This window comes from Zymomonas mobilis, assembly GCF_006715975.1.
Lineage (GTDB): Bacteria > Pseudomonadota > Alphaproteobacteria > Sphingomonadales > Sphingomonadaceae > Zymomonas > Zymomonas mobilis_B.
On the sequence record NZ_VFOF01000001.1, the window covers coordinates 243,756 to 267,994 of the forward strand.

Below are 24,239 nucleotides of genomic sequence, written 5' to 3' on the forward strand. Positions count from 1 at the left end.
AGGTCTTTTGACCTTATGAGTGACAAGATTTTTGATGTCGTTATCGTCGGCTCGGGGGCTGCTGGATTAACCGCAGCTTTGCATTTGGCTGACCGTTTTGATGTGGCTGTTCTGGCAAAAGGATCTATTTCAGATGGATCGACCGCGAAGGCACAAGGCGGCATTGCTGCGGTGTTGGATGCCGGTGACAATTTTGAAAACCATATCAAAGATACCTTTACCGCGGGTGCTGGATTAAATCGTCGTTCGACCGTTGAATATGTGGTTGAACATGCACCGGAAGCAATCGAGCATTTGGCTGAAATCGGTGTGCCTTTCAATCCCGGCAACCAGTTCGGCGAAAGATGGCATTTGACCCGTGAGGGTGGACATAGTCATCGTCGTATTGTCCATGTTGATGATGCGACCGGTCTATCTGTTCAGAAGGCTTTGCAAAAAGCAGCGCATGCCCATCCGCGTATTCGTTTAATTCCTGATATGGCGGCGATTGACCTGATCTCCGGTCGGCATTGCCAGGACCCTTCGGATAGCCGTGCGATCCATGGGGTTTATGCCTATAATTCATGGAATGGAAAAGTTCAGCGTTTTCTAGGCCGTGCCACGATTTTGGCAACCGGTGGCGCAGGACAGATTTACCAGCATTCGACAGCCCCTAAGGGTGCGACCGGTGACGGTATTGCGATGGCATGGCGTGCGGGGGCGCGGGTTTCCAATCTGGAATTCAATCAGTTCCACCCAACCGCCCTTTATAATCCGGAAGGCACCCATTTCCTGATTACCGAGGCGATGCGCGGTGAGGGTGGTCAACTGAAAATCCCGACCGATGGTCATCGGTTTATGCCGGATTTTGACGACCGCAACGAATTAGCACCCCGTGATATTGTGGCGCGTGCGATTGATCATGAAATCAAACGTTTGGGTCTGGATTATGTCTATTTGGATATCAGCCATCGTCCGGCAGAATTCATTGAGCAGCATTTCCCGACCATTCGCGCCCATTTGTTAGAGCAGGGTATTGATATCACGACCCAGCCGATTCCGGTTGTGCCAGCGATGCATTATACTTGCGGTGGTGTTTTGACCGATCTGAATGGTCGTGCCGATTTACCCGGTCTCTATGCGATTGGTGAGGTTGCGCAATCAGGTTTGCATGGTGCCAACCGTTTGGCCAGTAACTCTTTATTGGAATGTCTGGTCTTTGGTGAGGCGGCGGCTCGTCATATACATGAAAATTGGGACGATTTGGCTGAACCTCCGGCGGTTCGTCCGTGGGATAACAGTCGGGTTACTAATTCCGATGAAGAAATCGTGGTTCAGCATAACTGGCATGAAATCCGGCGCGCTATGTGGGACTATGTCGGTATTGTTCGTTCCAACAAGCGTTTGATGCGCGCACGCCATCGTTTGGATAATTTGACCCATGAAATTGCTGAATATTATGGCAATTTCCATGTTTCGCCTGAATTGATCGAGCTTCGCAATTTGATTGATGTCGCGGGTTTGGTTGTGCGTTGTGCCATGAGCCGAAAAGAAAGCCGCGGATTGCATTTCAATCTCGACTATCCGGATACTTTGCCTGTGGCCGTTGATACGGTGTTGACGCCCTAGGTCATATTAAAACGTCACTTTTTTAATGGGGGGAATATGAAGCGGACGATAATCGGGCTTTTGGCAATGACAGCGGCGGTTCCAGCGATGGCGGTCTTACCGCCTGTAATTGGAGACCCATGGCCCGTCGAAGCCAGCAACCTATCCAAGACAGTTAAAACCATTTCTTCCGATGTGTTTGAAGGACGGGCACCAGGTAGTCAGGGTGAGAAAAAGACAATCGATTGGCTGATACAGCAATATCAGTCTTTGGGACTGGAGCCCGCAGGCGATAATGGTGGTTGGACGCAGGCCGTTCCGTTGGTGCATACCCGATTGGGTAAGCCGGAACATTTGGAGATAGCGACCCGACAGGGCGTAATGCCATTAGAGTTGGATAAAGATATTTATCTGACCAGTTTGCGGCCTGTTGATAAAATTATCTTGAACAACGCGCCTGTAGTTTTTGTTGGTTATGGTGTTTCTGCCCCTGAACGAGGTTGGGACGATTTCAAAAATGTTGATCTGAAAGGCAAAATTGCTGTCTTTTTGATCAATGACCCTGATTTTGCGGCCGTGTCCGGCGATGATGCTTTCGGGAAATTTGGCGGTCGCGCCATGACCTATTATGGCCGTTGGACCTATAAATTCGAAGAAGCGGCTAGACGAGGCGCGGTTGCTGCCTTGATCGTCCATGATACCCAAGGGGCGGGTTATGGATGGAATACGGTAACGGCACCGGCCGGTGAAGGCTATGACATTATTCGTGGTGAAACGGATAAGCCTGTGGCTTTGCAGGGGTGGTTATCGCAATCGGCGGCAGAGACAATATTTGCAAAGTCGGGTTTGAATTTCGAAAATCTTAAAAAACAGGCACGGCAGAAATCCTTCCGTCCCGTTACTTTGAAAAATAGTGGTTTTTCGGCGAGCCTGCCTTTAACCTATCAGAATATTACCAGCTATAACGTCCTTGGCCGGATAAAAGGCGCGAAGCGGCCTGATGAAACCATCATGTTTGGGGCGCATTGGGATGCCTATGGTATCGGCGCACCCGATAGTGAAGGCCGCACCATTCGTCCGGGTGCGATTGATGATGGAGTGGGTGTCGCCGCTGTTTTAGAATTGGCGCGCTTATTCAAATCGGATCAGCATCAGCCTGATCGTTCTTTGTTATTTGCATCATGGACAGCAGAAGAGCGCGGCATATTGGGTTCCAGCTATTATGCCGAGCATCCTTTATATCCATTGGATAAAACGGTCGCCAATTTTACCATTGATGTTTTGCAAACAGCTGGCCGATCAAATGACGTATTGTTGATTGGTGCCGGACAAAATACGCTTGAAAATGATCTTGCCAAAGTCGCCAAAGGCGAAGATCGGGTTGTGAAACCGGAATTGCTGCCTGAGCGTGGTCTCTTCTTCCGAGCGGATCACTTGCCCTTTGCCAGAAAAGGCGTGCCTGTTTTGTTGATGATGGGCATGGCTGGTGCCTATGACCTTCAAGATGGAGGCGAGGCTGCTGGTGAAAAATGGCTGTCTGGTTACATGAAATGCTATCATCAGACTTGTGACCGTTGGACAGAAAATGCCAATTTTCAGGGCGCTGCACAAGATGTGAAGCTACTTTATCTGATGGGTGAAGATTTGGCTTTCTCTGGCCGTTGGCCGCAATGGTTGCCCAATTCCGAATTCAAGACGAAGCGAGCACCCAAATAATCGCTTTTTATTTTTATGAAAATTCTAAAAAGGTCTATTGTAATCACAGTAGACCTTTTTTTGTAAATGACGATTTAGTTACTTTTTTAAATCATATGCTTAATAATAATTAAGCCTATAAATTAGGCTTAAAATTGAATTTGAATAATTTTGGTTTTTTTGTAATTATTTTTTAAATAAATATTTTTAATATTTGTCATCCAATAACAAAAAACCTTTGGGAAAAGTTGGTATGGCAAAGAATAGAAAAGGGTCGTTAAAACATGACGAAAAGCGTATCATTAAAGCCCTGCTTTCTCAGGGGTGGCGTAATCAAGACATACAAGCTTTAGTCAATATTGGGCGTAAGTATACTATTAATGGAGCACGTATTACTGAGGTTAAAAAAGACGATAGTATTGTTGCCGCAACCAAAGATGAAGTGCATTTTTTTGAAGTTAAACAACATTCTTTTGATGAAAAAACAGGCTTAAACCCTTTTGTTAATGAGCGATTGATACGTGCCCGAGAAGCAATGATCTTGGCTGTTCAGGTTTTTAATAACCCTACAACGTGTTTTAAATCTGAAGTTTTTACTATGCTAGCAAATGTTGCATGGACTTATTTGATCCATGAATTTTATGAACAAAATGATGTTAATATTGTAGGTTGCGATGGACGAACCTTATTACTAAGTAAGGCAATAGAACGAAATGATTGTCCTTTTAATGATGGCGTAAAAAACAATCTTCGTTCTCTAAAAAAATTACGAGATGAAGTTGAGCATAAATTACTTGGTCGAGCAGATTTTAAATGGCTTGGCTTATTCCAAGCATGTTGTTTAAATTTCGATAGGGTATTGTGCCAACTTTTTGGAAAAAAAATTAACTCTTGCACGCGAACTATCCTTCGCACTCCAATTTTCTAAGCTTGATTTCTCTCAAACAACAACGCTTAATCGTTACGAAATTCCTGAGCATATAGATGCGATTGATGCACGCTTACATGAAGATATGACTGAGGAGCAAATCGCGGATCTTGATTACCAATTTCGTGTTGTTTATACTCTTGATGCTGTATCAAAATCACGAGCACATTTTCAGTTCGTAAATCCAGATTCTACACAAGGCAAAGAAATCCATAACGTATTGGTACGACATCAGTTATCAGATTCACTCTATCCGCATAAAGCTGGTGATGTTGTAAATAAAGTCAAAAACGATACGGGCAAAAAATTTACTACTCATAACCATACGCAAGCGTGGAAATTTTTTAATGTCCGACCTGCATCAGGAGGAAGCCAGCCAGAAAATACGAATAAAGAGTATTGTATATATCACCCCGTATACAATAGTTATACATATTCGGATAGCTGGATAGAGTATCTTAAAAATATAGTAAAAAATGATGAAGAGTTTTCTAAATTAAAGCTGTATAAATTTCCAAAAATAAAATAGAAAATAAATTTTTATTCTACTCAAGCATGTCTTTGTTGAAAATGGCCTGACAAATGTCAGGCCATTTTATTAAAAGCGATCGGGAATAGGGCGATAAATGCATCGCTATCCGTGGTTTCTTAGATGCCTTTGAAGTCGATGGTGTCTTTCCTTTGCAGTGGAGCAAAAGAAAGCAGTCCACGGCGATAATTAAAACGAACAGGTATGGTGGTAACACCGGCACCGATGGTGACCAAGGATTCTTGCACCCGAGGCTCATGCATCAAATGAGGCGGGTTAATCGGGATGCCAACCCCGTCGTCTGATACCGTGACCCGATGATTGGCATCGCGGTCATGTGTCAGGATAACGGCATATACACCTGTTTTTGGAACCCGAACGCAGATTTTTATGGGGCCGCTTTTCGGGATAACCATTTCTTGCCGCCGGAAGATTTTATTCTGGGCGGATAATTCCTCTTCATCGGCCATGAAGTCATCTTCCGTCGGGGGATAAAGATCGATTCTCAGCAAGCCTTTGCGGTCTTTTAAGCCGACAGCCTGAACGACCAAGGCGGGGCCTTTTTCGTTCGGGCGGCACATCACCTCTTCTTCTGAAGGGGCATTGGCAATGATGCCCTGATCATTAGCCATGAAAGACACGAGGCCTTTGGTCGAGTCCACTTCTACCATATGCTGGTAGCTGTTTTTTTGCGTGGTTTTTGCAGTGTTAACCGTCGAGGGCAGCGCCGTTGCTGTTTTAGTAGGAGCTGTGGCGACTGCGCTGAAAGGGGATGAATCCGGATTAGCGGAATCCATGATAGGTTTCGGGTTGCTGTCGGTTGCTGTGTCAGAAACGGAAGAAGAAGAAAGAATCTGGGTGACCGCCGATGCTTCTTTTTGTTGTGTGCTGATCCTGCCATCCACAACAGGCTGGGCAGCCAGCAAGGCCAAGAATTCCAACACGTATTTTTCCTCTCTTACCGCTTCTGGGAAAGCAATATTTCTATTTTATACTTTAGTGACAAGCATATCTATGCTGAAATGACAAGGGAAAGAACATTGAGTTTCAACAAGCTATTATCCCATGTCACCAAAAACACTCATTTTATATTCAAAAATTTTAAGAACATCTTCAGGAATTAGTTTGTCATAATCTCCGGTAACGAAAATACCATACTTCATGGCCTTTCTCGCGGGCTTTCTTTTCATAACGGGTCTGTGGCCAATCTTGTGGACGCTGTAAAAAGTCGCGAGGCGTTTCAGCCAGCCATTCAAAATCGGGGCGTTGTCCCATAATCATCATAGCCCAGCTGCAATAAATAGGATGATCGGTTCCAAAACGGAATTCGCCTCCCTTTTTCAATTTGCGGGCGATGAGTCCGATAGGCCCGTGATTCATAAAGCGTCTTTTGGCATGGCGGGCTTTTGGCCATGGATCGGGATGCAGAAGATAGGCGCGGTCTAAGCTGCCATCGGGTAATTGTTCCAGAATATCCAAGGCATCGCCACGATGAAGTCGAATATTCTTTAGCTGGTTATTGTCGATATGCGTCAGTAGGCCAACGACACCATCCAAAAAGGGTTCGCATCCGATAAAGCCATGATCGGGACGCATCATAGCTTGTCCGGCGAGATGTTCGCCTTTGCCGAAGCCGATTTCAAATTCCAGCGGTCGATTATCGCCGAAAAGATCGGTCGCGGAGACCGGCTCTTCTGTTGTGATTTCGAGCTGTGGCAGCAGCATTTCGACTAATTCTGCCTGTTTGGGGCGCAGGCTGTGACCTTGTTGTCTGCCATATAGCCTACGAATAGTGAGAGGATCATGAATAGAGCTGTCAGTCATAAGATCGCCGTATCGGATTTTTCAGAAAGAAGGAAGAGAAAGCGTTTTTTGTAAAAAACCATATTTTGCGCGAAGGATGAGTAAAATTTTTCTTTGATGGAAAGAATGCATCCGGTTGTGGCCGCAAAAAGAAATAGGGGCAAAGCTTTATCCGATATGGATCAGCGTATTTTATGCCGCATGAGAAATTCTTCTTCCCCGTCATTTTCATTATGGTGATCAAGAATTTCCCATGCGTTATGCCATAGCGGATTTATTGTGGCTGGAGCCTTAACCCCATACGGATGGAGTCTTTGAAACCAAAAATCGGAGCTAATATACCAACAGAATGCCGTTTCAGATCGCGGTAGCCTAAGCGAGCGTAAAGGCGATGTGCTCTTTCATTTTTCTTGATGACATCGAGAATGACCATCTCGACACCTTGTCGCAGGGCTTGTTCTTTGATGTAGCCAAGCAGTGAACGGCCAACGCCTTGACTGCGAGCGGATTCATCAACGCAGATACTTTCTACCATCATTTGTCCTGCTTTAGGCTGATGATCGAGTTGGCTTAATAAAATTCCCCGCAAGATGCCGCCTATTTTGCCGTAAGTGGCAAAAAGATGTTTGAGCTCTTCATTGAGCGCATTTGGGTTGTAGCCTTTATAGGTCGCAACACCGAGTAATTGGCCGCTGCGGCTGGTCGCACTGACGATAGATCTGGATGAGATGCTGCGGCGGAGAAAGTCCATTGCCTTTTCTTGTGATCCTAGCGGGATCTTTAATTTTCGGGCGAAGGTTTTCCAGAAAAGCAGATAGGCAGAATCCATATTTTCAGAAGGAACGCCATCCTGAATTTTGAAATCTTTTATCGGGGATAAGGGGGGGCGGGGCGTAGAATGAGACATCGTATATCCACATTATTGGCCAAGATTTGGAAAAGATCACAAATAGCCGGATAGCTGATGAGATTTTGAGCCTGTTGCCTGCGGCCAGTTTCAAAAGACAGACGACCGAATACATGGAAGATACCGGTGTTTAGTCTCTTCGTGGGCGGGGCAGCTTATATTGGGCGCTAAATCTTGGGGGGCAGATATCGGGCTATCGTTGAAAGACAAAAAAAGGGCTGGAGAGAAAATCCCCCCAGCCCCTTTTTTGCGTTGTTATAAAGCGAATTAAGCTTCGATAACGTCGACAATGTTGGTGGTGCCAGCTTTACCGAAAGGTTCGCCTGCAACAACAACCAGCTTGTCACCAGCTTTAGCAAAACCGTATTTTTTAGCGGTTTCAGCAGCCAGCTTTTTAGCTTCGTCCAAGGTCTTAACCGAGGAAACTTCGATCGGCTGAGCGCCCCAGACCAGACCTAAACGACGAGCAACCGTTGCGTTCGGGGTCAAGGACAGGATCGGAGCCGTCGGACGGGTGCGGGAAACGCGCTGTGCCGTTACACCGGTTTCGGTGAAGACGACGATAGCTTTTGCGCCAACCGTTTCAGCAGTTTTGCTGGCATTTTCAGCCAAAGCATCAACCGTGGTCGGTTCTGCTGGGGTCGGGGTGAAGCGAACGCGTTCGATGTAACCCGGCGCATTTTCAACATAAGAAGAAATGCGATGCATCATGTTAACAGCTTCATGCGGCCAGTCACCGGCTGCAGATTCTGCAGAAAGCATGATACCATCGGCACCTTCGTAAATGGCGTTTGCAACGTCACTGACTTCAGCGCGGGTCGGAGCCGGAGCTTTGATCATGGATTCGAGCATAGCGGTTGCAACGACAACCGGCTTGCCCAGCTGACGGGAGCGTTCAACGATGCGCTTCTGCGTCGGCGGAACGGATTCCGGCAAGCATTCAACACCAAGGTCACCACGAGCAACCATGACAGCATCGGTAGCTTCAAGGATGGATTCGAGGTTTTCAATGGCGGCGGGCTTTTCGAGTTTGACGAGAAGCGGAGCGCGACCTTTGATGAGTTCTTTGGCTTCGATGACGTCTTCGACGCGCTGCACAAAGCTAAGAGCAATCCAGTCAGCTTTTTCCTGAAGAGCAAAGTCGAGATCTTTGCGATCTTTCGGGGTCAGAGCGGCCAGCGGGATCACAACGTCAGGAACGTTGAAACCTTTATGGTCGGAAAGGGGACCCGGAACTTCGACGCGGGTAACGATCTTCGTCGGGGAAGATTCGACGCAACGAACAACGATTTTACCATCGTCCAAAAGGAGACGGTGACCCTTGTCTAATGCCTTGAAGATTTCAGGATGCGGCAGGTTAACGCGGGTTTCATCACCAAGGGCGGTGTCCTGATCGAAAGTGAAGGTCTGGCCTTCTTTCAACTGAACCTTGCCTTCTTTGAAGTCACCGACGCGGAGTTTCGGACCCTGAAGATCGAAAAGGATCGTGGACGGGCGATTGAATTCTTTTTCAAGCGCACGAATGTTGTCAACGATGACTTTCTTTTCGTCATGGGTACCGTGGCTCATGTTGATACGGAATACGTCCGCACCTGCCAAGAAACGATCACGGATCTGTTCTGCCGTGGAGCTGGCAGGACCTAATGTGGAAACAACACGTACCTTACGGCCGCGTGGGAAAAGTCCTTCAGTCAAGCTTCTATTCCTTCCGCTTTGCTGATTTAAAATCACTTTATGCCATTTGCGCTTCTATCATCAGATGATCAAGCACAACTTCGCGTGGCAATTTGTTACAATTGGAAGGAAAAGGGAAGCGTCTCTTCGCCTAGAATCCATATTTTTCTTTATTTTCAGTAAAAAAAAACGTTTTCTTTTCCGCCTCTTGCCTAAAGATTGCTGTATCGTGAGTTTTTTCATACAGCCTTGATAGGGTAAACTGTATTGAGAAGCCTTTTCCTTTGGAAAACAGGCAAAAATTATATATTTAGTTATTTTTCAATGGGGAATGAATTTTACCATGTCAGAAAATGTTGCCGCTGATCAGCTCCGTCTGTTCGTCGAACGGATTGAACGACTCGAAGAAGAAAAGAAAGGCATGGCGGACGATATCCGTGATGTTTATCTGGAAGCCAAATCCCAAGGCTTTGATGCAAAAACAATGCGTTCGGTTATTCGTTTGCGGAAAATGGAAAAAGATGCCCGCGATGAAATGGATGCTTTGCTGGAAACCTATCGGAATGCGCTTGGGTTGAACTAGGTCTTTTTTACTATCCGAAAAAGGCGGGGCTACTCTTTTTTGATACTCTACTAGGGCATTAGAGAAATTCTATCGGGTTTTAGCGAGAAAGCATTTAGGTCAAGCCGATATCAATCAGCCCGTTTTAAGGCTATGATGACGGCTATTGATGATGCTGTTCTTCCCATAGAAATGATATTTTGCTATTTACCCCGCTCGTAAAGTCACACTTTATCTTCTTTTCGATATTTTTCAGACGTTATTCTGTCTGGAAAAGAAGGCCGGTGTGACTTGAAACGGAGACCGGAATCTTCTGGCTGTCGATCCGTCAGTCAGATCGGGGCATTGTTTTATAAAGAGCTGGATCCGGCGTGGTCTGACCAATGTCCCGCTTTATTTCGTCTAATTTTTTGATTAGGTCGGATGTAAAGCCAGTATCCCTATTCCCCGATTACGGGGATATTCATGTATCTCGTATAGACAGATGGAACCATGGCAGGCCATTCAAAATTTAAAAATATTATGTATCGCAAGGGCGCGCAGGACAAAAAGCGTTCTGCCCTTTTTTCGAAATTATCCCGTGAAGTCACGGTAGCCGCCAAGTCCGGTTTACCTGATCCGAACGCCAATCCGCGCTTGCGTGCGGCTGTTTCTGCTGCCCGTTCTGGTGGTATGCCGAAAGACAATATCGAACGCGCTATTGCTAAAGCTGTTGGCGGCGACGGTGATAATTATGAAGAACTGCGTTATGAAGGTTTCGGCCCGAGTGGCGTTTCTTTGATCATCGAAACCTTGACCGATAACCGTAACCGCACCGCCACCAATATCAGAACTGCCCTTTCCAAAAATGGCGGTAATTTGGGCACCAGTGGTTCCGTGACCCATGGTTTCGATCGTATGGGTTTGATTACCTATAAGGCCGAGGCCGGCGATCCTGACAAAATTTTCGAAGCCGCTTTGGAAGCCGGTGCCGAAGACGTCACTTCTTCTGAAGATGAGCATGAAATTTGGACCGCACAGGCCGATCTTCACGAAGTCGCAGGTAAGCTGGAAGCTATTCTGGGTGAACCGGAAGGCGTGAAATTGGCATGGCGTCCGCAGACAGTGATCAATGTCGATGAAGATAATGCTGGCACCCTGATGAGACTGATTGAAGCGTTGGAAGACGATGATGATGTCCAGACGGTTTGGGCCAATTACGACATCGATGACGAAGTCATGGAACGTCTGGGACAGGATTGATTTTTCTGTCTGAAAAGGGTTGTGATCGGTGCCAATGATTTTTCTGGGTCTTGATCCCGGTTTGGGAACGACCGGCTGGGGAGCTATCACGGTTGACGGCAATCGTCTTAGTCATATCGCCAACGGACAAATCCGCACCGATCCTTCTATGGCTTTGGCACGGCGGCTGGCTTTGTTGCATGATGCCTTAGCCGCCGTGATCGCCACCCATCAGCCTGAAATGGCCGCGGTTGAAGAGGTCTTGGGTAATAGTAATGCTCAATCGACCTTAAAGCTGGGGCAGGCGCGTGGTATTGCGCTGTTTAGCTTGGCCGAGGCTGGTTTGGCGGTGGGTGAGTATCACCCGAATGTCGTAAAAAAAGCGGTGGTTGGCACCGGAAGCGCCGATAAAAAACAGGTGCAGGCGATGGTTTCCCGTTTGTTGCCTGGTGTGAAGCTGACGGGCCCAGATGCTGCTGATGCTTTGGCTGTCGCGATTACGCATGCCCATCATCACGCGACTGCCCATGGTTATGCCCGTCGAGTCATAGCCTGAAATATTTTAGAGCCCATCCGGCGATATGCCAAAATAGGAAAATATATCAATGATCGCACGACTGGTTGGTATTCTGGTTGAAAAAAACGCTGATTCTGCGGTCATTGATGTCAATGGCGTTGGGTATCTTGTCCAGTTGTCAGGACGCGCCTTGGACTATTTTTCTGAAATAGAGGGCGAGATTACGGTTCATATCGAAACGCAGGTTCGGGAAGACGCGATTACTCTTTACGGTTTTGCGTCTTATATGGAACGGGATTGGTTTCGACTGTTGACGTCTGTTCAGGGCGTTGGCGGCAAAGCAGCGCTTGCGATTTTGACGACTTTAACGACTGATGCAATTGCATTGGCGATTTCCAGCGGCGACAAGACCATGATTTGTCGCGCCAATGGTATAGGCCCGAAAATTGCCCAGCGGATTATCAATGAATTGAAGGATAAACCGGCGGCTATTGCGCTGTTATCTTCTGTGAAAAGCGAAAATCTGTCTGTGAAAGATATTTCTCAGACTTCTATTCCCGCTAATGCCGGTAATTTCGTCGCCGATGCGGTATCTGCGCTTTTGAATTTGGGCTTTAAGCCTGCCGAGGCACAAAGAGTTGTGCAGTTGGCATCAGAAGAATTGGGCGAGCAGGCTACTTTGGATAGTCTGGTTCGTTTGGCGTTGCGGTTATCTTCCAAGCATTAATTTTACAGCATAACGGCAAGCCCGACCCCCGCAATCAAATGGCGGGGAGATGGGCTATAAAAACCGTGTTGATTATTGCTGTTCCGGATGCGGAATTTCCCAATCGACAAAAGCCTTGCTGGTTTTTATCTGTGGGCGGCTATCGATCAAGACTTTGATAACCCGATTATAGCGTTCGTCTTTTTCAGCCGCTTTGATAAGCAAATCGCCTAATATCTTCTGCCGTGCTTCGGCATATTTTTTCTTGGCGGCGGCCTGACGAGCAAGTAGCGCTTTATAGCGTTGCTTTGCTTCCTCTACCTGACGTTGCGCTTTCAGAATTTTAGGCGCTAAGCCGTCATTTTCATCATCTTCAACGGTATCAGTGTCTGCCATATAGTTATCCACAGGCTGTATTGACCTTTGTACTTTTCTTTTTCTGACAATATAGCGCATTTTTTTTCCCTGAGATCCTCTCACAAGAGAATTTAACCTCTATTCCAAATGGAATAAAAATAGAAGATGCGCAAAATGGATATATTTCAACTATTTTCAGTCGTCTGAGTAAAATAGTGATAAAAGTTTTGTCTTTTGAAAGAACAGACCGGCATTAACCTTTGGCTATCCGGTCTGTTTTGTTGGTCGTTTTTAAGGCTTAATATATTAGATGACGGGCGTAATAAGCGGTTTTCCAGCAAAGAAGGCTAGAAGATTGTCGATTACTAGATGCGCCATAGTTGTGCGCGTTTCGACAGTGGCACTGCCGAGATGAGGCTGTAAGACGACTTTGGATGACTGTGTTAAGCCTGCTGGAACCTTTGGCTCATGAGCAAATACATCCAATCCGGCGCCAGCGATGATACCTTTTTCGAGAGCCTCAATCAGAGCGTCTTCATCGACGAGGCTGCCACGGGCAATATTAATCAAAACGCCTTTTGACCCTAAGGCTTCGAGAACGTCTTTATTGACCAGTCCTTTGGTCTCTGCCGTGCCAGGGGCGGCTAAGACCAGCACATCAACCGCCTTCGCTAAATCGGCAATATTGTCATAATATGCCCATGCGACATCTTTTTTATGACGGGTGCAATAGCTGATGCTCTTTGACATTGGTGCTAGTCTTTCGGCGATAGCTTCACCAATGCGGCCGAGGCCAAAGACACCAACATCGAGGTTACTGGCACTGTGAGACAGAGGGATTTCTTCTTTATTAACCCATCCACCTGCACGGATCAGTTTATCATTCTGAATGATGTTTCTTTTTAACGTAAGGAATAAGGCGACCGCCATGTCGGCGACGTCTTCGGTTAGAACACCCGGTGTATTGGAAACCCGAATATTGCGTTTTTTAGCGCCTTCAAGATCAATCCCGTCAAAGCCAACCGCATATTGGGCGATGATTTCGAGATTGGGGAATTGATCCATATCCTCCGCTGTAATGCGGGCTTGCCCATCTCCGACCAAGGCTTTGATCTGTGGGGCTATTTCGGGCGTGATTTTCATGCCGTATTCATAGACGGTGAATAACGCGTCTAGTTTGTCTCTTGCCCCGTAAAAAAGGGGGGTACGTAACAGAATCACAGGTTTATCAGTCATTGCTTAATCTCCTGAGCGGATTATGAAGAATAAGCACTTTTATGACCGGTCTGCAACGAACAGCCCGCCGATTTCAATCGAAAGAAAAAGGCGACGGTCTCATAAAAAAACTTTATTTTCTGTCCTTATCATGGTCTCTTTCTTTTTATGACGCGGAATACTCTTTTGAATCCTGAAGCTGAAAATACTGATCCGGATCAGGCACTGCGCCCCCGTTCACTGGATGAATTTATTGGGCAACAGGCGGCGCGGGAAAATATACGCGTCTTTATTGAAGCGGCCAAAAAACGGCAGGAATCGCTCGATCATGTGCTTTTCTTTGGCCCGCCGGGATTGGGTAAAACAACGCTTGCCCAGATTGTTGCCCGTGAAATGGGCGTTGGATTTCGGGCAACATCGGGCCCTGTTATCGTGAAATCCGGTGATCTTGCGGCGCTTTTGACCAATTTAGAAGACGGGGATGTCCTTTTCATTGATGAAATCCACCGTTTGCAGCCTGTGGTTGAAGAAGTGCTGTATCCGGCAATGGAAGACCGTGCATTGGATCTAATGATAGGTGAGGGGCCTTCTGCCCGTTCTGTCAGAATTGATCTTCCGAATTTTACGCTGGTTGGAGCAACGACCCGTCAAGGTCTGTTAAGCACGCCGCTTCGGGATCGCTTCGGTATCCCTGTCCGGTTGCAGTTTTATACTATTGAAGAATTACGGCAGGTGATTACCCGTGCTGCCCGTTTGTTGGGGATGGAAATCGCACCGGAAGGTGCCGAAGAAATTGCCAAAAGAGCGAGAGGCACACCGCGTATTGCCGGGCGTTTATTGCGTCGTGTTCGAGATTTTGCGGATGTGGCCGGAGCGACAATCGTGGATCGTTTTATTGCCGACGAAGCGTTAAATCGTTTGGAAGTCGATAAGATGGGGTTGGATTTGATGGATCGCCGTTATCTGATGATGATTGCGGATATCTATAAAGGGGGGCCGGTTGGTATTGATACTTTGGCGGCCGGTTTATCTGAACCCCGTGATACGGTCGAAGAAGTCATCGAGCCTTATTTAATCCAGTTAGGATTGGTCGCGCGAACCGCCCGTGGTCGCCAATTGAATGGCTTAGCATGGCGGCATTTAGGTTTAACTGACCCAAAAGAGGCCGAGCAGCAGAGTTCTAAAAAGAAAAATCAGTCCGGTTTATTATAAAAATACCGCGCTTTTCATCGCCTGTTCAGGTTGTTTTTCTTTTACAGGGAACGATTATCAAAACAGATTAAAAAAGAATAGAAATATATACTATAATGACGATCCAGAGAGGGGTTTGTTCTTTTCATTAGGTTTTTAAAGAAAAGAACGTATTATTCCGTCTGGCTTTGTCTGTGCAAGAAGGCTGCTGCGATGGTAATGCATGGAAAGACAATATCGAAGGATAAGCCTGTTGATCCGATCGCAGATGGTGTCTTGAAAGAACGCGTTCACTATTTCCCTGTAAATGTTTATTACGAGGATACTGATCTTTCCGGACGTGTCTATCATGCCAATTATTTGCATTTTGCCGAACGGGCGCGTTCCGATCTGGTAAAATTGATGGGTATTAACCAGCGGGTCGCCTATCAGGATGGTGTCGGCATGTTCGTGATCCATCAACAAAAAATTCGTTATTGCCAGCCCGCATGGTTGGATGATCGGTTGGAAATACAAACCGAAATTATCCGCTTGCGAGCCGCAACGCTTCAGTTACAGCAACAGATTTTTCGCGGCACAGAAATTTTGACAGAAGTGGAAAGTGAGATTGCTTTTCTTTCTGTTGAGGGTCGTCCTTGTCGTATTCCGTCTTATTGGCGACCTTTGTTTGAGTCCTTGTGCCTCCCCGCGGCTGATCGGGTTGAAAGGAAGTAATTAAAAGATGCCTTCTTTGGGAATGTCCGGCAATGCCGATTTGGCGAGTTCTGTATTATCGCCGGTGACCTTGTTTTTGCATGCCGATATCGTTGGCCGTTTGGTCATGATCGTGCTGTTATGTGCCAGTATATGGAGCTGGGCCCTTATTCTGGGGCAGTTTTTCCGTGCTTCGGCAGCTAATCGTGCCAGCCGCAATTTTGAAAAAGCCTATAGTAAAGCAGAATCCATGGGCGAGCTGGAACGCTTTTATGATCGCTATTTCGGTAGCAATGATCCTTCTGCCCGTATTTTTCTGTCCGGTATGCAGACCGTGAAATCAGCAGGAAGAGCCGTTGACCATGAGGGTGACCGTGATCGGTTGTCTGTGTCCCTTGAGAGTGCTGTTGGGGCGGCTGTTGAGGATATGTCGTCCCCTTTGAGCAGCCTTGCCACCATTGGTTCGGTGTCTCCCTTTGTCGGTCTGTTCGGAACGGTTTGGGGCATTATGCATAGCTTTAGCCAGATCGCAGCCGGTGGAAATACGGCGATGGCGATTGTGGGGCCGGGCATTGCCGAAGCGTTGTTTTCAACGGCGTTAGGTTTGTTCGCCGCTATTCCAGCCAGCATTGCCTATAACCGGATGGCGCATAGTGTTGGTCTGTTTGAATCACGCCTTACCCGTTTTTCTGATCGCATTTACATCACCCTTAGCCGCGCCATGGACGCCCGTCACTGATGAGCGCAGTTTCGGCAAGAAGAAGGCGTGGGTCTAAAAGACGGCCTTTGATGGCAGAAATCAACGTAACGCCTTTGGTGGATGTTATGTTGGTGTTGCTGATTATCTTCATGGTGACAGCGCCTTTGATGGTGACTGGTGTTGCGGTCAATTTGCCGGATAGCCGTGCCAAGGCGTTGGAATCCAAAGAAAAGCCGGTGACCATTACGATTGATGCCGAGGGCGGCATTCATATTGATGATGATGTCGTCGATATGGCCGAATTACCTGCCCGTTTGCAGGCTATCCATCAGGCTGATCTGGCAAAGCATGAACAGGTATCGGGTGAAGGTGATCCTGATGCGCCTGCGGTTGCGAGTGAGCAGCCGATTTATCTGAAAGCCGATCGGGTTTTGAACTACGGTCGGGTTATGCAGGTTATGGGTGAGTTGGATAATGCTGGCTTGAAAAAAGTGGCTTTGGTGACAACGGGTGCCTCTGGCGCTTCTTCTGGAAGTAAAAACACCCCGACTGATGAGGGAAGGTAAGTCATTGTGATGACCTCCCGATCAGCTATGAGACGCGGCTTTGTTATAGCCATTGCCGGTCATATCGCTTTGTTACTGTTTTTCTTGATTCGCTTTTCGTTTCAGGACAAGCGGCCAAGCCAGCCTGTGGATACGATCGAGGTAACCTTTGCGCATGGCGTCGGGATGCATTCTTCTTCGCCTAATGCGTCTTCTGAGGCAGCAAGGGCGACGACCGCACCGAAAATAGGGGAAGAAAAAGAGGCGGCTCCGGCACCGAAAACTTCTGTGCCAAAAGAGGCGACAGCAGAGCCAAAGGCGCAGGCTCAAAATACGGCTAAAGCAGAGCCGAAAATAGAAAGTAAGCCGGTAGCCAAGCCTGAAATACAGCCAAAGGCAAAGCCGGTCGAAACGCCTAAGCCTTCTCTTGCGCCAAAAATTCAGCCACAACCCAAAGAAACTGCGGTGGTGCCCCCTCAGAAAAATAAGGCCGTGGCTCAAGAAAATCCGCAGCCAAAAGCTGAAAGTAAAACGCAAAATAAGCCCCATAATGACGTCAAGAATTTAATGGAGTCTTTTTCTAAATCTCAGGTTAATGTTTCCGATCATAAGGCAGGCAGCAACACAGAGAGTAATAAAGGAAAAGAAAAGAGTAACGCACCGGATAGCGGAAAAAGTAAAAGTGATAATAACCGGAATAGCGGTTCCCGTTTAGGATCGGATTTTTGAAAGGTATTCTTGGCGGGACGGGGACTTCTTCGAAACCGCAAGGCTCTGCCATTTCTGGTCCGGCCTTGAATGGTTTGGGTGCAGCTATCAAGCGTCAGGTTCAGCCTTGTTATGACCTTGGTGCTTTGGGTGGCACCGATGCGATGCGGATTATTACCGTTTTGCGGTTACGCTTTAATCAGGATGGTTCGGTCAACGGCACGCCTGAAATGATCGAACAAACCGGCCTGACTTCGGATAATCGCTCCTATGCTCGTCAGATGGCTGAAATCAGCCGCCGTGCTGTTTTGCGTTGTGCTCCGCTGCATTTGCCTGCTGAACTTTATAAGGGAGGATGGGATGAAATTGATATTGGCTTCATTCCGGCGCAGATGCATTGAGATTATAAAGAATAACGTGGCCTGTTCCAAAAATGGCCTCGAAATGAAGGATTGTTGAATGAGCAGCGTAATCAGAAAATGGGCGGTAACCGCTTTAATGGCTGTCAGCAGCACGGCTTTGTTCGCGCAGAATCCGGCGGCGGGCGGCAATAATGCAGCGCCTGCCAATCAGGGTGATAGCCGCCGTATTTTGCGGGTGGATATTACCGGTGGTATTTCGCAGCCGATGCCGATTGCTATTCCGGTGATGCCGACTCCAAATTCGGTGACGACGTTAGCGGGCACGACGGCCGTGTTAGGACGTCAGGTGGCCTCGGTTATTTCCAATGACCTGAAATCGAGCGGCCTTTTTTCTCCGTCGCAGCAGGCTTCCTTGCATAATGTTTCTTTCCCTGAAGTAACTGCGCCGCAATATGGATATTGGTTATCCAGTGGGGCGCAGGCTTTGGTTCAGGGTTTTGTTCAGGCCAATGGTGACGGCACCTTGACGGTGGGTTGTTATCTTTATGATGTGTTTGCTTCGCAGGAAATGTTGCATAAAGGTTTTGTGGTAAAACCAGCCGATTGGCGGCGTGCCGCGCATAGATGTGCGGATGCGGTTTATACCCGACTGACCGGTGAAGGCCCCTATTTTGATAGCCGTATTGTTTATATTTCGGAGACGGGCCCGAAGAATCACCGTCTGAAACGTTTGGCTATCATGGATCAGGATGGTGCCAATCATCGTTTCTTAACCAATGGTCAGTCAATGGTTCTGACCCCGCGTTTTGCGCCGAACCAACAGACCGTGACCTATCTCTCTTATGTCGATAACGCCCCCCGTATTTATGTTTATACGTTGGGTTCAGGGCATGTCCGTTCGGTCGTGAATAAGCCGAATACGACCTTTGCCCCGCGTTTCTCGCCTGATGGAAAGACGATTGTCTTTTCTATGTCGGTTGCGGGTAATGCCGATATTTACAAGGTTCCGGTTTCAGGTGGGCAGGCAACGCGCCTGACGACTTCACCTGGCATTGATACGGCACCAAGCTTTTCACCGGACGGTTCAAAAATCGTCTTTGAAAGCGATCGTTCTGGTAGCCAGCAGATCTATGTCATGAATGCCGATGGATCTAACCAGAACCGCATCAGCTTTGGTAGCGGTCGCTATGCCACCCCAGTATGGAGTCCGCGTGGTGATTTGATTGCCTTTACCAAATTGGGTGGTGGTTTCCATGTCGGTGTCATGAAGACCGATGGTTCTGGTGAACAAATTCTGACCAATGGTTGGCAGGATGAAGGCCCGAGCTGGTCACCGAACGGACGGGTTATCGCCTTTTTCAGAACAGCGCGTAATTCTGGTCATACCGAATTATGGTCTGTTGATTTAACGGGCGTTAATGAACGGCATATTCCGACACCTTTGGATGGATCTGATCCGTCTTGGGGACCGTTATTGCCATAATTTCTTTATTGTTTTCATTAATTGGAAGATAATCGCTGAGTTGTTCAAGCGATTCGGTGATTATTACTTTTCATATTATTGTTTTTTTCACGGGATGGCAGACCTTTTTGCCGATGAGGTTAATAATGACTAAAAGTAAATTAACAATAAGTCTGTTTGCTGGTCTAGTAGCCCTTACTGCCTGCTCGAGTCATCAGCCAAAAGCGGCTAGTTTGCCACCTGCTCCGGCGACCAAAGCACCGGCTCCCAATTCGAATGGTGATGTCGATACCGGTGCCGTTCGCGATACGGTCGTTCTGGGTTCCCATGCTGATTTCCTGCGTCAGGTCGGAACGGATATGGTGCATTTCGCTCTGAATAGTCATGACCTTGATAGTGAGGCCAAAGCTATTTTGGATCGCGAAATCAGATGGTTGAAAAAATACCCGAGCACTCGCGTCACGATTGAAGGTCATTGTGACGAACGGGGTACCCGTGAATACAACATTGCTTTGGGTGAAAAGCGTGCCGATGCGGTTCGTGATTATCTCGTAAAAGCAGGTGTTGCCAATTCGGTTAATGTCATCAGCTATGGTAAAGAACGGCCATTGGCTATGGGTTCCGATGAAGATGCATGGGCACAGAACCGTCGTGCTGTGACTGTCACGCCGAATTGATCTATTTCTTCTAAGATTGAAGATCGATAATAAAAAGGCCGCCTTTGTTGAAGGTGGCCTTTATTATTTTAAAGGCCATAGGTTGAGGTTGCCTGCATTCCATTTTTGGTAGGCTATCAGGGCGGCGGAATTTGTGAATATATTTTCGTTATAGTGAAAATGAAACGCGGTTATGTTCGGTTTTCAAACAGGCATGCTTGCTGATTTTGGTTCGATAGAACCGTCTAGCGACTCCATAGATGTATGATAAAAGTTCGATATTTGTCTATTGTTGCGATTTTTATTGGCAGTTCAGCCTTAGCCGAAGCCGCGTATTAATAACGATCAAAAAAGTTTTTGTGAGGGCTGGTATAACGGCATAGCCGTTGTTGAAAATGAATAGATAAATTTTGAGATGTTTTGAGACATGAATTTTAGACAATATGAAGGTCAGCGTTGACGATATCTTGGCCTTATTGTGTTTAGTCCATCGAATGCCATGAGATGCCGTTTTAAGATCACTAGGGCTAGCAAAAGAGAGTAGAAAATACTCTATTTCATTTAGTGTTTAATCTTTGTTTTAGATCAAACATCAAAGATAGGTGAGAGCCGATAATCCAGAACAAAATAATGTTCACCCATTTGATATTTTTGATTCCGATAAAAAAAGCAAGATTGGCGATGATCGTCACAATGATCGCGGCAGAAATAAGAATTAAGAACGGGTTGGATGAGCGGTTTAGATTTAGCTTGGGGCGTTTGTTGTAGCTGTAAATTCCAAGAAGAAGCGCCAGCACATAATAGATTGGACTGCTGTGCGCTTGTGTCGTCGTATAGGCCGTGATTGCAACCGCATATGTGAGAAGTAGGCCATTTATAAAAAATATTTTTAAAGGGGCGGAATGGTTATTTGACTGCCAATGCATTTTTTATATCCGTTCCTTAAAGTGAAGTTGTTTCGTTATTTCGCCTGATTTTTCTTGCAGATGAGAGAATCCCCGCCGAAGCGGGGAGGTTTAAAATACCTCGACAGCGAGACGGCCGACGGCCGGATCGTCGGTGAAAAAGCCATCCAATCCCAATTCCAGATAACGTCTAATTTCAGCGATCGAGCCTTGGATATTTCGGCTATTATCGCCTTCCTGATTGCGTAATTGTCGCGGCAGGAAGATGTTTTCAGGGCGGCAGGTATAGCTATGCACAAACAAACCAGCATCATGCGCATTTTGTATCAAGTTAGTCGGTTGTAGCCATTGGCCATTGCTATCTTTGGGGATTAGATATTCATTGGCAGGCCCGATCGCATCAGCATAGCCGCGAAGTTCTTGCAGCCCTTCTTTTGATACCAGATTTCTGAAAGTCGTTTTTCCACCAGCGGCCAGAATATCAGCGGGCGGCACGTCTGGATAACCCAGCAGAAACATTAATTTCCAGTTTGGTCGGCTCTGGCCTATTTTTTTCCGGATATAACGGAGAGGGGTCGGTTCAAAGGATTGAATTTCGACCGGAGCCTGACGCGTATAATTATGACGGTTCAAAATATCTAAAAGTTGGTCTTCGGGTGTGAAGCCCAATTTATGAAAATGGGTCGGGTTTTTCAATTCAGGAATAATGCCGATTTGACGACCTGAGGCGGTTGCCGAGGCGGCGACAAAATCAATAACTTCTTCGATAGACGGTATATCAAACCAGCCATTATAGCGGCTGTTAGAAGGTCTGATTTGTGGCAGCCTTTCACAGGCACGGAGTTGTTTAATTTCGGCAAAAGTAAAGTCGGTGGTGAACCAACCTTCTTGCTGTTTGCCGTCAATCGTCATGATCCGTCGCCGATTGGCAAATTCTGGATGTTGAGCGACATCCGTTGTGTCGGTGATATTGCTTTCATGACGGGCAATCAGCCTGCCATCTTTGGTTGGTACCAGATCTGGTTCGATATAATCGGCACCGTCAATGATAGCTTTGCCATAGGCCGCCAATGTGTGTTCTGGTCGTAAGGCCGAAGCCCCGCGATGCGCAAAAATCAAAGGACGGGTTGGAAAAGCCATGCTGGGGGATGCGACAAGCGCATTCCCCCGAAACAAGCTGCTGGCCGCTAGAACCGTTCCTGTTGTTTGTAAAAAATGGCGGCGGCTGAAGAGGGACATCATGAAACCTTCAAAGGATTTAGAAACCGGCCTGAACCGTGATGAAGAACATACGAGGCGCGATCGGGAAGGCTGTATATTGTCCCGAAGCCTGATTGGTTCCGAGCGTTGACCAGCCTTTTTCGCCAGTCAGGTTGGTGATGTTACCTTGAATGCGCAGATCCCGAACATGAGGAATGTTATGGAATGTATAACCTGCATTCAAGCCATAGATCATATAGGAGCCAGCCGACAGGTCATTGGTAAAGGTTGCCGGACGTTTGCCGATAATATCACCCGTTACCTGTGCCGAGAAATTGCCCCATTCAAAGCTGCCGACGAATTTTTCTGTCCAATCAGGCACACCGGCTACGCGTTTGCCCGCGGTCATAACTTCTGAACTGCCGTTGTTGTAATTGTCGTTATAGATCGAACGGTTATAGGATAGCGCGTTATAGACGGAGAAATGGGGACCGAATTTCATCGTGAAAGATAAATCCATCCCGTCCGTTGTGACTGAACCGACATTGGTCAGGGTTGTTGCGCTGCCCACAATCGAAGAATTGGTCTGGGTGGTTGAAACAGCTAAGAGGCGGTTGGAGAAATGGACGTGGTAATATTCGAGCTGGCCACTGAAATGGGTGAGGGGCCCGAAATGAACATCGCGATTGGTACGGATACCGGTTTCATATGTCCATGAAGTTTCTGGCTTACCGTTTTTCTTGAAATCTTCGAAAGCTTGTTGGCTGGTCACGCCCCATGGGGTGGCGTTACCATAACCTTGTGCTTCGAAGCTGCGCATATTTTCTTGAATATTGGCGAAAAGCTGTTCGTGGGGTGTTACATTCCACAAAGCACCGAAGGCTGGCAGGAACGGTTTTGTTGCCGAAATTTTACCGCCCGGAACGGTGATCGCATTTTTAGGAGAAAGCGAACCCGGCAAAGCGGCAATCGGTAATTTACCGTCGGTGTAGACTAATTCAGATTTAAAGCCCGCCTGCAAAGTAAGGTTGCGGGTGATCCGCCATGTATCCTGCAAATGGGTAACAAAAGTGTCAGTATAAAAAGCATTTTTATATTGCTGGATAAGCGGGTTTTTCGGTCTTTGGTAAGGGGTTGAAGGCGAATTGACATCAAGCGCATACCAATTACGGGCTTGGGTATTATCATTCCGTTCATACCAGCCACCGACTTCGATTGAGTGTTTGCCCGTCTTGTAATGCAAGGTGGACATCAGGCCGCCGCGATTATCGAGATATTCGGTTGTTCGGGTGGCATAGCCAGAATTACCGAAGACAGATTTTAAATCTTGCCCCGGGAAATAAGCTTCAAACAAAGCGGGCAATCCGGCGGCCTGAATAGGCCCTGCGACGACACCAACACCGGAATTGTGATGATAGTAAAATTGGTTATCCCATGAAATGTTTTCGCTGAAATCATGGGTGAATTTGATGTAGCCCAAGAAATCTTCACGTTGGGCATCGGAATAATAGTTCCGATAGTTCAAGCCCGCAGCGGCTGGTGTGGCACCGCTTGCCGAAAGATAATTTTGAGCCGCGTTGAAGTCTGGATACATGAAAGGTCGAACATAAACCGAGCTGGGCATAACAACGCCATCTTCATTCGGTTCGACTTTTTTTGACCAGTCGAAATAGAGCGTTAGCTTATTGCTGTCGTCTTGATGAGTGAATTTGGCATTGACCTGATTACCCCCTTGGCGGCCATTGAAGTCCCATGCTTTGGCGTCTTGTCTTGCCCATGAAACATAGGCTTTGTTGCCATCCCCGAATTCACCGGTGTCGATGCGGGCAAATGTCCGATAGGTTGAATAGCTACCAAAAGTCTGGCTGATTTGTCCGCCCGCCCGAGACAGTGGATCGCTGGTTAAAAATTCGAGCGTTCCGCCAAGGTTACTGGTCGAAGCCGTTCCGAGGGCGCCCGCGCCGGAAGACAATGAGGCCGATTTTGTGTTTTCACTGATCATCGCCCGTTGCGGGGAAAGCCCGTTATAGTTTCCGTAATTCTGGTCACCTAACGGCACACCATCCATCGTATAGCCGAGCTGGTTTTTGTTAAAACCGTGAATAAACAAGGATGA

Annotated in this window: 25 protein-coding genes; 16 read left to right on the top strand and 9 right to left on the bottom strand. The window is 47.2% G+C overall.

Annotated elements, in window-relative coordinates:
- Window positions 1-15: 15 nt before the first annotated feature.
- From nadB to FBY58_RS09375, 4 genes are all read left to right on the top strand, one after another.
- A complete protein-coding gene (gene nadB / locus FBY58_RS01090) occupies window positions 16-1,608 on the top strand; it encodes an L-aspartate oxidase (RefSeq protein ID WP_141919102.1) in 1,593 nt (530 codons plus the stop codon).
- A gap of 36 nt (window positions 1,609-1,644) precedes the next feature.
- Window positions 1,645-3,303, top strand: a complete 1,659-nt coding sequence (locus FBY58_RS01095; RefSeq protein ID WP_185738162.1) for a M20/M25/M40 family metallo-hydrolase — start codon at window positions 1,645-1,647, stop codon at window positions 3,301-3,303.
- A gap of 232 nt (window positions 3,304-3,535) precedes the next feature.
- Complete coding sequence (locus tag FBY58_RS09370) at window positions 3,536-4,210, top strand: DUF3644 domain-containing protein (RefSeq protein ID WP_221624816.1); 675 nt, start codon at window positions 3,536-3,538, stop codon at window positions 4,208-4,210.
- A complete protein-coding gene (locus FBY58_RS09375) occupies window positions 4,155-4,739 on the top strand; it encodes a hypothetical protein (RefSeq protein WP_221624817.1) in 585 nt (194 codons plus the stop codon). The genes FBY58_RS09370 and FBY58_RS09375 overlap by 56 nt, the downstream gene beginning before the upstream one ends.
- Before the next feature lie 119 nt (window positions 4,740-4,858).
- Here the strand turns inward: FBY58_RS09375 and FBY58_RS01105 are convergent, their stop codons facing one another.
- From FBY58_RS01105 to pyk, 4 genes are all read right to left on the bottom strand, one after another.
- Window positions 4,859-5,683: a DUF2141 domain-containing protein gene (locus FBY58_RS01105; RefSeq protein ID WP_141919103.1), complete on the bottom strand. Its 825-nt coding sequence runs from the start codon at window positions 5,681-5,683 to the stop codon at window positions 4,859-4,861.
- A gap of 184 nt (window positions 5,684-5,867) precedes the next feature.
- Window positions 5,868-6,563, bottom strand: a complete 696-nt coding sequence (locus FBY58_RS01110) for a tRNA (guanosine(46)-N(7))-methyltransferase TrmB (protein ID WP_141919104.1) — start codon at window positions 6,561-6,563, stop codon at window positions 5,868-5,870.
- A 253-nt stretch (window positions 6,564-6,816) separates the two neighbouring features.
- Complete coding sequence (locus FBY58_RS01115) at window positions 6,817-7,449, bottom strand: N-acetyltransferase (protein ID WP_141919105.1); 633 nt, start codon at window positions 7,447-7,449, stop codon at window positions 6,817-6,819.
- 267 nt (window positions 7,450-7,716) lie between these two features.
- The gene (gene pyk / locus FBY58_RS01120; protein ID WP_141919106.1) at window positions 7,717-9,144 is read right to left on the bottom strand and encodes a pyruvate kinase; all 1,428 of its coding nucleotides are present in this window, start codon (window positions 9,142-9,144) and stop codon (window positions 7,717-7,719) included.
- 322 nt (window positions 9,145-9,466) lie between these two features.
- On the opposite strand from pyk, the gene FBY58_RS01125 reads away from it, so the two are divergent.
- The 4 genes from FBY58_RS01125 (at window position 9,467) to ruvA (ending at window position 12,150) form a co-directional block, all read left to right on the top strand.
- Window positions 9,467-9,706: a DUF2312 domain-containing protein gene (locus FBY58_RS01125; RefSeq protein WP_141919107.1), complete on the top strand. Its 240-nt coding sequence runs from the start codon at window positions 9,467-9,469 to the stop codon at window positions 9,704-9,706.
- Window positions 9,707-10,177: 471 nt separating this feature from the next.
- A complete protein-coding gene (locus FBY58_RS01130; RefSeq protein ID WP_141919108.1) occupies window positions 10,178-10,927 on the top strand; it encodes a YebC/PmpR family DNA-binding transcriptional regulator in 750 nt (249 codons plus the stop codon).
- Window positions 10,928-10,961: 34 nt separating this feature from the next.
- Window positions 10,962-11,462 (top strand): crossover junction endodeoxyribonuclease RuvC, encoded by a 501-nt coding sequence (gene ruvC / locus FBY58_RS01135; protein ID WP_141920579.1) that lies wholly within the window; start codon window positions 10,962-10,964, stop codon window positions 11,460-11,462.
- 49 nt (window positions 11,463-11,511) lie between these two features.
- Window positions 11,512-12,150 carry a Holliday junction branch migration protein RuvA gene (gene ruvA, locus FBY58_RS01140; protein WP_141919109.1) on the top strand — a complete coding sequence of 213 codons (639 nt, stop codon included), beginning with the start codon at window positions 11,512-11,514 and terminating at the stop codon, window positions 12,148-12,150.
- A gap of 72 nt (window positions 12,151-12,222) precedes the next feature.
- Here the strand turns inward: ruvA and FBY58_RS01145 are convergent, their stop codons facing one another.
- Entirely contained in the window at window positions 12,223-12,525 is a 303-nt protein-coding gene (locus tag FBY58_RS01145; protein ID WP_260432000.1) for a hypothetical protein, read from the bottom strand.
- 267 nt (window positions 12,526-12,792) lie between these two features.
- A complete protein-coding gene (locus FBY58_RS01150; protein ID WP_141919111.1) occupies window positions 12,793-13,722 on the bottom strand; it encodes a 2-hydroxyacid dehydrogenase in 930 nt (309 codons plus the stop codon).
- A 147-nt stretch (window positions 13,723-13,869) separates the two neighbouring features.
- On the opposite strand from FBY58_RS01150, the gene ruvB reads away from it, so the two are divergent.
- From ruvB to pal, 8 genes are all read left to right on the top strand, one after another.
- Complete coding sequence (gene ruvB, locus FBY58_RS01155; protein WP_141919112.1) at window positions 13,870-14,913, top strand: Holliday junction branch migration DNA helicase RuvB; 1,044 nt, start codon at window positions 13,870-13,872, stop codon at window positions 14,911-14,913.
- Between the two features lie 192 nt (window positions 14,914-15,105).
- Window positions 15,106-15,606, top strand: coding sequence for a YbgC/FadM family acyl-CoA thioesterase (locus FBY58_RS01160; protein ID WP_141919113.1), 501 nt, complete (start codon window positions 15,106-15,108; stop codon window positions 15,604-15,606).
- A 7-nt stretch (window positions 15,607-15,613) separates the two neighbouring features.
- Entirely contained in the window at window positions 15,614-16,324 is a 711-nt protein-coding gene (locus FBY58_RS01165; protein WP_141919114.1) for a MotA/TolQ/ExbB proton channel family protein, read from the top strand.
- A complete protein-coding gene (locus tag FBY58_RS01170; protein WP_141919115.1) occupies window positions 16,324-16,851 on the top strand; it encodes an ExbD/TolR family protein in 528 nt (175 codons plus the stop codon). The genes FBY58_RS01165 and FBY58_RS01170 overlap by 1 nt, the downstream gene beginning before the upstream one ends.
- 9 nt (window positions 16,852-16,860) lie before the next feature.
- Window positions 16,861-17,559, top strand: a complete 699-nt coding sequence (locus FBY58_RS09440) for a hypothetical protein (RefSeq protein ID WP_260432001.1) — start codon at window positions 16,861-16,863, stop codon at window positions 17,557-17,559.
- Window positions 17,556-17,939: a hypothetical protein gene (locus tag FBY58_RS09445; protein ID WP_260432002.1), complete on the top strand. Its 384-nt coding sequence runs from the start codon at window positions 17,556-17,558 to the stop codon at window positions 17,937-17,939. Before FBY58_RS09440 ends, FBY58_RS09445 begins: the two co-directional genes overlap by 4 nt.
- A 97-nt stretch (window positions 17,940-18,036) precedes the next feature.
- Complete coding sequence (tolB, locus tag FBY58_RS01180) at window positions 18,037-19,383, top strand: Tol-Pal system beta propeller repeat protein TolB (RefSeq protein ID WP_409373541.1); 1,347 nt, start codon at window positions 18,037-18,039, stop codon at window positions 19,381-19,383.
- Between the two features lie 125 nt (window positions 19,384-19,508).
- Window positions 19,509-20,039, top strand: coding sequence for a peptidoglycan-associated lipoprotein Pal (gene pal / locus FBY58_RS01185; RefSeq protein ID WP_141919117.1), 531 nt, complete (start codon window positions 19,509-19,511; stop codon window positions 20,037-20,039).
- 536 nt (window positions 20,040-20,575) lie between these two features.
- Here the strand turns inward: pal and FBY58_RS01190 are convergent.
- The 3 genes from FBY58_RS01190 to FBY58_RS01200 all read right to left on the bottom strand — a co-directional run bounded on the left by FBY58_RS01190 (window position 20,576) and on the right by FBY58_RS01200 (window position 24,233).
- Window positions 20,576-20,944 carry a hypothetical protein gene (locus tag FBY58_RS01190; protein ID WP_141919118.1) on the bottom strand — a complete coding sequence of 123 codons (369 nt, stop codon included), beginning with the start codon at window positions 20,942-20,944 and terminating at the stop codon, window positions 20,576-20,578.
- A 90-nt stretch (window positions 20,945-21,034) separates the two neighbouring features.
- Window positions 21,035-22,162, bottom strand: coding sequence for a glycerophosphodiester phosphodiesterase (locus FBY58_RS01195; RefSeq protein ID WP_141920580.1), 1,128 nt, complete (start codon window positions 22,160-22,162; stop codon window positions 21,035-21,037).
- Window positions 22,163-22,181: 19 nt separating this feature from the next.
- Window positions 22,182-24,233, bottom strand: coding sequence for a TonB-dependent receptor (locus FBY58_RS01200; protein ID WP_260432004.1), 2,052 nt, complete (start codon window positions 24,231-24,233; stop codon window positions 22,182-22,184).
- Window positions 24,234-24,239 lie beyond the last annotated feature (6 nt).

Bases quoted from the DNA above. Each gene is read 5' to 3' on its own strand.
- nadB (WP_141919102.1), top strand. From the start codon at position 16: ATGAGTGACAAGATTTTTGATGTCGTTATCGTCGGCTCGGGGGCTGCT.
- FBY58_RS01095 (WP_185738162.1), top strand. From the start codon at position 1,645: ATGAAGCGGACGATAATCGGGCTTTTGGCAATGACAGCGGCGGTTCCA.
- FBY58_RS09370 (WP_221624816.1), top strand. From the start codon at position 3,536: ATGGCAAAGAATAGAAAAGGGTCGTTAAAACATGACGAAAAGCGTATC.
- FBY58_RS01110 (WP_141919104.1), bottom strand. From the start codon at position 6,563: ATGACTGACAGCTCTATTCATGATCCTCTCACTATTCGTAGGCTATAT.
- FBY58_RS01115 (WP_141919105.1), bottom strand. From the start codon at position 7,449: ATGTCTCATTCTACGCCCCGCCCCCCCTTATCCCCGATAAAAGATTTC.
- FBY58_RS01125 (WP_141919107.1), top strand. From the start codon at position 9,467: ATGTCAGAAAATGTTGCCGCTGATCAGCTCCGTCTGTTCGTCGAACGG.
- FBY58_RS01130 (WP_141919108.1), top strand. From the start codon at position 10,178: ATGGCAGGCCATTCAAAATTTAAAAATATTATGTATCGCAAGGGCGCG.
- ruvC (WP_141920579.1), top strand. From the start codon at position 10,962: ATGATTTTTCTGGGTCTTGATCCCGGTTTGGGAACGACCGGCTGGGGA.
- ruvA (WP_141919109.1), top strand. From the start codon at position 11,512: ATGATCGCACGACTGGTTGGTATTCTGGTTGAAAAAAACGCTGATTCT.
- FBY58_RS01145 (WP_260432000.1), bottom strand. From the start codon at position 12,525: ATGGCAGACACTGATACCGTTGAAGATGATGAAAATGACGGCTTAGCG.
- FBY58_RS01150 (WP_141919111.1), bottom strand. From the start codon at position 13,722: ATGACTGATAAACCTGTGATTCTGTTACGTACCCCCCTTTTTTACGGG.
- ruvB (WP_141919112.1), top strand. From the start codon at position 13,870: ATGACGCGGAATACTCTTTTGAATCCTGAAGCTGAAAATACTGATCCG.
- FBY58_RS01160 (WP_141919113.1), top strand. From the start codon at position 15,106: ATGGTAATGCATGGAAAGACAATATCGAAGGATAAGCCTGTTGATCCG.
- FBY58_RS01165 (WP_141919114.1), top strand. From the start codon at position 15,614: ATGCCTTCTTTGGGAATGTCCGGCAATGCCGATTTGGCGAGTTCTGTA.
- FBY58_RS01170 (WP_141919115.1), top strand. From the start codon at position 16,324: ATGAGCGCAGTTTCGGCAAGAAGAAGGCGTGGGTCTAAAAGACGGCCT.
- FBY58_RS09440 (WP_260432001.1), top strand. From the start codon at position 16,861: ATGACCTCCCGATCAGCTATGAGACGCGGCTTTGTTATAGCCATTGCC.
- tolB (WP_409373541.1), top strand. From the start codon at position 18,037: ATGGCTGTCAGCAGCACGGCTTTGTTCGCGCAGAATCCGGCGGCGGGC.
- pal (WP_141919117.1), top strand. From the start codon at position 19,509: ATGACTAAAAGTAAATTAACAATAAGTCTGTTTGCTGGTCTAGTAGCC.
- FBY58_RS01190 (WP_141919118.1), bottom strand. From the start codon at position 20,944: ATGCATTGGCAGTCAAATAACCATTCCGCCCCTTTAAAAATATTTTTT.
- FBY58_RS01195 (WP_141920580.1), bottom strand. From the start codon at position 22,162: ATGTCCCTCTTCAGCCGCCGCCATTTTTTACAAACAACAGGAACGGTT.